7 protein-coding genes are annotated in these 8,068 nt (G+C 35.5%); 6 read left to right on the top strand and 1 reads right to left on the bottom strand.

Annotated elements, in window-relative coordinates; all coding sequences use genetic code 11:
• Nucleotides 1-155: 155 nt before the first annotated feature.
• Nucleotides 156-800 (bottom strand): type II toxin-antitoxin system PemK/MazF family toxin, encoded by a 645-nt coding sequence (locus tag EAL49_RS07945; RefSeq protein ID WP_341466558.1) that lies wholly within the window; start codon nucleotides 798-800, stop codon nucleotides 156-158.
• 118 nt (nucleotides 801-918) lie between these two features.
• Here EAL49_RS07945 and EAL49_RS07940 point away from each other — a divergent pair, with 118 nt between their 5' ends.
• From EAL49_RS07940 to EAL49_RS07915, 6 genes are read left to right on the top strand one after another with little or no spacing between them, the layout of a single operon-like run.
• A complete protein-coding gene (locus EAL49_RS07940; protein WP_120829718.1) occupies nucleotides 919-2,208 on the top strand; it encodes a DUF2130 domain-containing protein in 1,290 nt (429 codons plus the stop codon).
• Between the two features lie 60 nt (nucleotides 2,209-2,268).
• Nucleotides 2,269-4,734, top strand: coding sequence for an AAA family ATPase (locus EAL49_RS07935; RefSeq protein WP_120829717.1), 2,466 nt, complete (start codon nucleotides 2,269-2,271; stop codon nucleotides 4,732-4,734).
• Between the two features lies 1 nt (nucleotide 4,735).
• Nucleotides 4,736-5,653: a methionyl-tRNA formyltransferase gene (gene fmt / locus EAL49_RS07930; RefSeq protein ID WP_120829716.1), complete on the top strand. Its 918-nt coding sequence runs from the start codon at nucleotides 4,736-4,738 to the stop codon at nucleotides 5,651-5,653.
• A complete protein-coding gene (locus tag EAL49_RS07925; RefSeq protein ID WP_120829715.1) occupies nucleotides 5,650-6,288 on the top strand; it encodes a biotin--[acetyl-CoA-carboxylase] ligase in 639 nt (212 codons plus the stop codon). The genes fmt and EAL49_RS07925 overlap by 4 nt, the downstream gene beginning before the upstream one ends.
• 5 nt (nucleotides 6,289-6,293) lie before the next feature.
• Nucleotides 6,294-7,085: a chromosome partitioning ATPase Soj gene (soj, locus tag EAL49_RS07920; RefSeq protein ID WP_025444666.1), complete on the top strand. Its 792-nt coding sequence runs from the start codon at nucleotides 6,294-6,296 to the stop codon at nucleotides 7,083-7,085.
• Nucleotides 7,086-7,088: 3 nt separating this feature from the next.
• Nucleotides 7,089-7,961, top strand: coding sequence for a ParB/RepB/Spo0J family partition protein (locus EAL49_RS07915; protein WP_120829714.1), 873 nt, complete (start codon nucleotides 7,089-7,091; stop codon nucleotides 7,959-7,961).
• Nucleotides 7,962-8,068: the final 107 nt, after the last annotated feature.

Below are 8,068 nucleotides of genomic sequence, written 5' to 3'. Positions count from 1 at the left end.
TGCTTGCTTATTGTTTGTTATTTCTTAATGCTTATATTTTTAGTTGTTAGTGTCTTTATATTTAATGTTTAATGTGTTTAGTTTGCTTGTGTTGGTTTCTTAGATCTTGCTTTTTGTCTAAAGTTTTGGCTTACTTGATCTTAATGTTTTGGTTTTTAGAGTTTTAAACGCTCAAGGATTTGGGTTTTAATTTCTTTCGGATCTAATTGAACAAGTTGTTGGTATTCAAAATTGCGTGCCTGAAAATCAATGCAATGCAATAACTCAAAAATAATAGAATCGTTTTCATAGGGGGCAACTAGGCACATGCCCGAATAATGGAATTGAGTGCAAGAAAGCGCAATAAATGTGCTGTAGGGTTTTAATAAGGGATTTCTATTGTGTGGGTTGAGTTTGATAAGACTTCCAAAAGCAATTGTTTTTATACTTTTGTTTTCATCAGATTGGCTTTGTAAAATAACTTGTTCTAAAAAATGATTGATGAGTGGCACTCTATGCGCCGATATGGGTCTGGGGATAGACGCCTTTTGTAATGCTAATGCAAGACTTCTTCCCATTGTATTATTCTCTAAAACTTGCACCTTTGAGACAACTTGCAACTGATCGATCATTATCTCAATTGCTTCATTTTCTTCACTTATAATGTAGTTTTTATGCGAAGGGTATTTTTTACCTTGTTTATTTTTTGTTGTTTGTGGGAACGCTAAGAAAAAGTCCTTACCTTCATAGATGACAAAATAAGGGCGTTTTTCTCGTTGCTCATGACCTTTATTATGTCTGTTTTTATAATAAATGTCCATGTTAATAACTCCTTATTCAAAAGCCCTATTTTACTGAACTTATTGGATAAAACCTGCTTAAGTTAAATTGATCTCATTCTATTATAAAATATAAAAAATCAAATCTTAAAGGAAAATCATGCAAGAAAATCAAATCACATGCCCCAAGTGTCAAACGCTCATTGATGTGAGGGAAGTGCTATACAAACAGATTGAGTTAGAAAATCAAAATAAGTTTTTAGCCCAACAGAAAGAGTTTGAAAAAGAAGTGAATGAAAAAAGAGCGCAGTATCAGAGCCATTTCAAAGCTTTAGAGAAAAAAGAAGAGGCCTTAAAAGAGCGAGAGAGAGAACAAAAGGCTCAATTTGATGAGGCGGTCAAACAAGCGAGCGCGCTAGCCTTGCAAGATGAAAGGGCTAAAATCATTGAAGAAGCCAGAAAAAACGCTTTTTTAGAGCAGCAAAAGGGCTTGGAATTGTTGCAAAAAGAATTGGATGAGAAGTCCAAACAGGTTCAGGAATTGCACCAAAAAGAAGCGGAAATTGAAAGGCTCAAAAGAGAAAATAACGAAGCCGAGAGCCGATTGAAAGCGGAAAATGAAAAAAAATTGAATGAAAAATTGGAAATGGAAAGGGAAAAAATAGAAAAAGCTTTGCATGAAAAAAATGAATTGAAATTCAAGCAGCAAGAAGAGCAATTAGAAATGTTAAGAAACGAGTTGAAAAACGCTCAAAGAAAGGCTGAATTAAGTTCGCAGCAATTCCAGGGCGAGGTGCAAGAATTAGCGATTGAAGAGTTTTTGAGGCAAAAATTCCCCTTAGATTGCATTGAAGAAATCAAAAAAGGGCAAAGAGGGGGCGATTGCATTCAAGTGGTGCACACTAGGGAATTTCAAAATTGCGGGAAAATTTATTATGAGAGCAAACGCACGAAAGAATTCCAAAAAGCTTGGGTGGAAAAGCTTAAAAGCGACATGCGAGAGATTGGGGCTGATGTGGGGGTCATTGTGAGTGAAGCCTTGCCTAAAGAGATGGAGAGGATGGGGTTATTTGAAGGGGTGTGGGTGTGTTCGTTTGAAGAGTTTAAGGGGTTGAGCGCGGTGTTAAGAGAGGGGGTTATTCAAGTGGGTTTGGCTAAAAAAAGTCAAGAAAATAAGGGCGATAAAATGGATTTGCTCTATCATTATTTGACAAGCTCTGAATTTTCTATGCAAGTGAATGCGATTATAGAGGGGTTTGAGCAATTGAGAGCGGATTTAGAAAGCGAAAAACGCGCGATGGCTAGGATTTGGAAAAGCAGGGAAAAACAAATTGACAAAGTGTTTGAGGGCACGATTAACATGTATGGCTCTATCAAGGGCATTGCGGGTAATGCTATTGGGCAAGTGAAGGCGCTAGAGCTTGGGTATGATGGGGAAGATTTAGAGTGATATAATTTTGTATCTAATTGAGTTGTATAAGAAAAATTAAAGGAAAAAACGAGAAAAAACATGGCGATCAATATCAAAAAGATAAAATCTTTTAAGGCGTTTTGTGGTTTAGACATGATTGAAATGGATGAGTTTAAACACTATAATATTATTTTTGGAAATAATGGGTGCGGAAAAACAAGCTTGACAAGGGCTTTTGAGTTACTGATTCCAAAAAATAAGCATATTGAAAAGTATCGCACCATTTCTGCTGATAAATCCCCAAGCATTGAGTTTGAATGCAAAGATGGAAGCTATACAATAGAGCCAAATAGCAATATTGGAGCGCCACCCTTTAAGGTTGAAATCTATAATAGTGATTTTTTGCACAATAACGTGCCTTTAAATAGTGAGTTTGGACTTAAAAAACTAGATGATGGCACAATCATTTTAGAAGGATCGGTTTTAGGCGAAGAAACGAAAGAAATCAATCAATTAAAAGACTGTAGGGGGAAAGTAGAAAAAAGACAAAAGGAAATTGGAGATGAGAACAGCGCTGAAGCTTTGATCGCTAAACAAGAAAGTGAAATTGAAAAATATAAGGAAGAAATAGAAAAAATACGAAAAAAAGTGACTTCAAGGACTATTCAAATAACACTAAATGAGATTGAAATAAATAATTCCTGTAAAGTGTCAAAGGATAAATTTAAATATCAAGAAGATGTATTAACGAAACTGGAAAAAGATTTTAACGAATTGGATGAAGCCATGAAAAAATTTGATGGTTTAAAAGAAATGGAATTGCCTAAAGATTATCAAACAATAAAAGATAAGTTAGAATTTTTATTTTCCTTTGATATAGATAAAGAGGCGGGGCAAGTTTCAGAGAAAATTAAAGAGCATATTAGCAAGGTTGGAAGAGAGTTTATTGAGAAAGGAATAAAATTACAAAAAGAGATGCTTGATAATGCATGCCCTTTTTGCACTCAAAAAATTCCCCATGAGATTATTCAAGCTTATACAAGTTACTTTAATGAGAGCGTTGAAACATTTAATCAATGCTCTTTAGAAGTGAGTGGGACTTTAAAAAATATTTTAGACCAATGGAATATAAAGGAAATATTGCAATCATTTGAAAGATTTGAACCTTTCATGAAGAAAGATTTTTCAAAAAATAAGGAAAGTTTAGAAAAAGCGTTAGAGCGAATAAAAGTTTTATTAGAAAAACTTCAAAAAGAAGTGGATAAAAAAGAGGGAGCTAACAATAAGGAAAAATTTCAAGAGATAGATAAAAAAATGTTGGAAATTCAGGAAAATATCCAACAATGTGTTGGTGAGACTAGAGGGATTTTAACCCAAAAGAAAAAACAAAAAGAGAAATTAGAAAAATTAAAAACCGAGCTGAAAGAATCAAGGATTAAAAAGGCTAAACATGATAGTTACGATTGGCAAAAGAGCAAAAGAGAGGCTGAGAGAAAACTATCAGTTTTAGATCGTGGGTATGAGAGATTAAACTGCCTTTTAGAAAAAATTGACAATAAACTTAAAGAGCTATACGATCAAAAACGCCCTAATATTGAAATCATTAATAACTATCTTAAAGTTTTAAATTTGCCTAAATATTCTTTGGATAAAGACTATAGAATTGTTTTAAATTCTGATGCTTTAGAAAATAGTGAGGCTGAGATGATTTTAAGCGATGGTGAAAAAACCACGTTTGCGTTTGCGTATTTTTTAGCGCGTTTAAAATCATTTTATAAAAAAGAGGATTTAAAAAATTTAGTTGTTGTCATAGATGATCCTATATCCAGTTTAGATGAGCAAAGGATTTATAACACAACTTGTTTGGTGGCAAAAATCAATCAAGAACTAGCAGGGGAAGCATTGAAAGATGAAGAACATAAGGCACAAGTGTTTATTTTGACTCATAATCATACTTTTATGGTGCGCTTAATCAATATGGTAGGCAAACATGCTCGCTATTTCCAGTTAGAACGCAATCAAGGGCAGTTAAAAATTGTTTGTAAAAATGAAGCGGTTGGTTATTTTGACACTTTCTACTTGCTTTTATTTAAAGAAGTGTATGCATTTGCGGAAAAAGGAAAAGTGCAAGATAATTTTAACGAAGCTATAAATTATGGGAACAAAGTAAGGATTTTATTGGAAGGTTTTTTAAAGATTAACTTTATTGATTCTTTTCTTGGAGGGAATAATGTTTTTGAGGAAGACAAGATTAAAAAATTGATAGAAACAGCAAATAGAGAAGTTGAATTGAATTTTTCAAAGCTACCTTTTAATAAGGATAATAATTGTAATATAGAAAATAAAGATATGCTTTTAAGAAAAATTTTAAGGATCGTAAAAGGCTTGCATTTAGATAGTCATGGAAGCGTTATAGATCATTTTAGCCCTTATAAAATTTCACTTGAAAATGTCCAAGAATTTGCAAAAATAGCTATTAATGTTATGAAAATTTTAAATCCTTATCAAACACAATCTTATATTATTATGGGGAGTGTGGGTGAAAAAACTAACAACAAGGAATAACATGCGCATCGTATTTATGGGAACGCCGGGGTTTGCTGAAGTGATCTTAAGGGCGTTGGTTGAAAATAAAAATAACCATATAGAAGTGGTGGGGCTATTCACTCAAATAGATAAACCTTTTGGGCGCAAAAAGGAATTGAAAGCCCCAGAGACTAAAACATACATTTTAGAAAATCATTTAAACATCCCCATTTTCCAGCCGCAAAGTTTGAAAGAGCCTGAAGTTCAAATTTTAAAAGACTTGAAGCCTGATTTTATCGTGGTGGTGGCTTATGGTAAGATTTTGCCTAAAGAGGTTTTAACCATCGCTCCTTGCATCAATGTGCATGCGTCGTTATTGCCTAAATATAGGGGGGCTTCGCCCATTCATGAGATGATACTCAATGACGATAAGATCTATGGCATAAGCACCATGCTTATGGATTTGGGGCTAGATAGCGGGGATATTTTAGAGAGCGCTTCGTTTTTGAGAGAGAAATACTTGGATTTGGAGACTTTAAGTTTAAAATTAGCGCATATGGGGGCGACTCTGCTTCTTTCAACGCTCAAAAATTTTCATTCCATCACAAGAAAGCCTCAAGATCACACGCAAGCTACTTTTTGTAAAAAAATCACCAAGGCTGATGGTTTAGTGGGTTTTAAAGACGCTAAAAGCTTGTTTTTAAAATCGCTTGCGTTTAAATCTTGGCCAGAAATCTTTTTAGAAAACAGCCTTAAACTTTTAGAAGTGGAGTTGGTGGAGAATGAAAAGAGCCACAAGGAAGGCGAGATTTTAGAAATTGATGAAAAAGGCGTTCTTGTGGGTTGTTTGAAGGGTAGCGTGCGTATAGCAAGGTTGCAAGCGGTGGGTAAAAAGCCTTTGAAAGCGAAGGATTATTTGAATGGCAAGCGTTTGAAAATAGGCGGTATTTTGGCATGAGACAATGTGAAAAAAGAGTTTTTGATAGCCTGCCTTCCACGCAAACCTATCTTTTAGAAAAACTTAAAAACGATGCACTCAAAGCCCCTGTTTTGATTGTGGCTAAAAACCAAAGTGCTGGGATAGGCAGTAGGGGGAATATTTGGGAGGGCACAAAAAGCGCTTTGACTTTTTCACTCGCTTTAAACGCAAGCGATTTGCCTAAAGATTTACCCATGCAAGCGAGCGCTTTGTATTTGGGGTTTTTATTTAAAGAAGTTTTAAAAGAATTAGGCTCTCAAACCTGGCTTAAATGGCCTAACGACTTGTATTTGGGGGGTCAAAAAATAGGGGGCGTGTTGGTTAATATTTATAAAGACATGCGGGTGTGTGGGATTGGCGTGAATAGGGTTTCAAAGAAATGGGCATGTTTAGATATTGGCGCAAGCGATGATTTGATTATAGAAGGCTTTTTAAAAAAAATAGAAGAAAATCTGTTTTGGGGGGAAGTTTTAAGTAAGTATGCGTTAGAATTTCATAAAAACCACTCTTTTAGTTTCCATAATGATTGGGGCGAAGCGATGAGTTTGAAAGATGCGGAATTGTTAGAAGATGGCCGTGTTTGTATTAAAGGTAAGATTTATGATAGGATGTGAGTATGATGAGTGAAATCATTGCAGTGGCTAATCAAAAAGGGGGTGTGGGCAAAACAACAACAGCGGTTAATTTATCGGCTTCTTTAGCGGCGCATGAAAAAAAAATCTTGTTGATTGATTTTGACCCTCAAGCCAACGCCACTTCAAGCTTGGGTTTTAGGCGCGATAAAATTGATTATGATATTTATCATGTGCTGATTGGCCGTAAGCAAATTTCTCAAGTGATCTTAAAAACCCAAATGCCTTTTTTGGATTTAGTGCCTTCTAATTTGGGTTTGGCCGGGTTTGAAAAAACCTTTTATGACAGCCAAGATGAGAATAAACGAGGCGAGCTCATGCTCAAAAACGCCTTAGAGAGCGTGGTGGGGCTTTATGATTATATCATTATTGATTCCCCGCCAGCTCTAGGGCCTCTCACGATCAATTCGCTTTCAGCAGCCCATTCGGTGATCATTCCTATCCAATGCGAATTTTTTGCCCTTGAAGGCACTAAATTATTGCTTAACACCATTAGAATGCTGCAAAAAAGCACGAACCCTAAGCTCAAAATCAGAGGTTTTTTACCCACTATGCATGTCCCTCAACTCAATTTGACAAAAGGGGTTTTAGCGGAATTGTTCAAGTATTTTGACTCAGAGTTTTTTAGAGATTCAGCTACAGGAGAGTATATTATGATCCCTAAAAGCGTGAAACTAGCGGAATCGCCTAGTTTTGGTAAGCCCATTTTGCTCTATGATATTAAATCTAATGGCAGTATCGCTTATCAAAAATTAGCTCAAAGCATTCTTCAAGGGTAGCATATGGCAAAAAATAAAGTGTTGGGTAGGGGTTTAGCGGATATTTTCCCTGAAATCAACGAAGTGTATGAGCAGGGGCTGTATGAAAGAGCGAATCGGGTTGTGGAGCTTGGTATTGATGAGGTGATGCCCAATCCTTACCAGCCCAGGAAGGTCTTTAGCGAAGATTCTTTAGAAGAATTAGCGCAATCCATCAAAGAACATGGTTTGTTGCAACCGGTTTTAGTGGTGAGTGAGAACGGGCGTTACCATTTGATCGCTGGTGAAAGGCGCTTAAGAGCGAGCAAATTGGCTAAAATGCCTACGATTAAAGCGATTGTTGTGGATATTGAGCAAGAGAAAATGCGTGAAGTCGCTTTGATTGAAAATATCCAGCGAGAAGATTTAAACCCTTTGGAATTAGCTAGATCTTATAAAGAATTGCTTGAAAGCTATCAAATGACCCAAGAAGAGCTGTCTAAAATCGTTAAAAAATCCAGAGCCCATGTGGCTAATATCATGCGTTTATTGACGCTCTCTTCTAAGGTTCAAAACGCTCTTTTAGAAGAAAAAATCACTTCAGGGCATGCAAAAGTTTTGGTGGGTTTGGATGAAGAAAAACAAGAATTGATTTTAAATTCCATCATAGGGCAGAAACTCAGCGTGCGCCAGACAGAAGATTTAGCGCGTGATTTTAAAATAAACGCAAATTTTGAAAATAAAAAACATGGTTTCAAAGAAACCCAAACGCTCATCGCTGAAGATGAATTAGAACGCTTTAATCAAAGTTTGTGGGATCGTTACAAGCTTAAAGCCACTTTGAAAGGGAATAAAATCATTTTACGATGTTATGAAAATTCTCTTTTAGAGGCTTTTATGAAAAAAATGATGTCTTAACGCTTGAATATCCTCAAATTTTAAGCGATTTTTTGTTAAGATAGAGTTAATGTTTTTATAACAAATGCGAGTTTCAAATATTTTGTAGGATTTTAGGAAAGAAATAG

The sequence above is a fragment of the Helicobacter pylori genome (genome assembly GCF_003637665.1).
Lineage (GTDB): Bacteria > Campylobacterota > Campylobacteria > Campylobacterales > Helicobacteraceae > Helicobacter > Helicobacter pylori_CK.
This window is presented reverse-complemented; position numbering and strand designations above follow the sequence as displayed.

Coding starts and splice junctions, on each gene's coding strand:
- fmt (WP_120829716.1), top strand. CDS start 4,736: ATGCGCATCGTATTTATGGGAACGCCGGGGTTTGCTGAAGTGATCTTA.
- EAL49_RS07915 (WP_120829714.1), top strand. CDS start 7,089: ATGGCAAAAAATAAAGTGTTGGGTAGGGGTTTAGCGGATATTTTCCCT.
- EAL49_RS07945 (WP_341466558.1), bottom strand. CDS start 800: ATGGACATTTATTATAAAAACAGACATAATAAAGGTCATGAGCAACGA.
- soj (WP_025444666.1), top strand. CDS start 6,294: ATGAGTGAAATCATTGCAGTGGCTAATCAAAAAGGGGGTGTGGGCAAA.
- EAL49_RS07925 (WP_120829715.1), top strand. CDS start 5,650: ATGAGACAATGTGAAAAAAGAGTTTTTGATAGCCTGCCTTCCACGCAA.
- EAL49_RS07935 (WP_120829717.1), top strand. CDS start 2,269: ATGGCGATCAATATCAAAAAGATAAAATCTTTTAAGGCGTTTTGTGGT.
- EAL49_RS07940 (WP_120829718.1), top strand. CDS start 919: ATGCAAGAAAATCAAATCACATGCCCCAAGTGTCAAACGCTCATTGAT.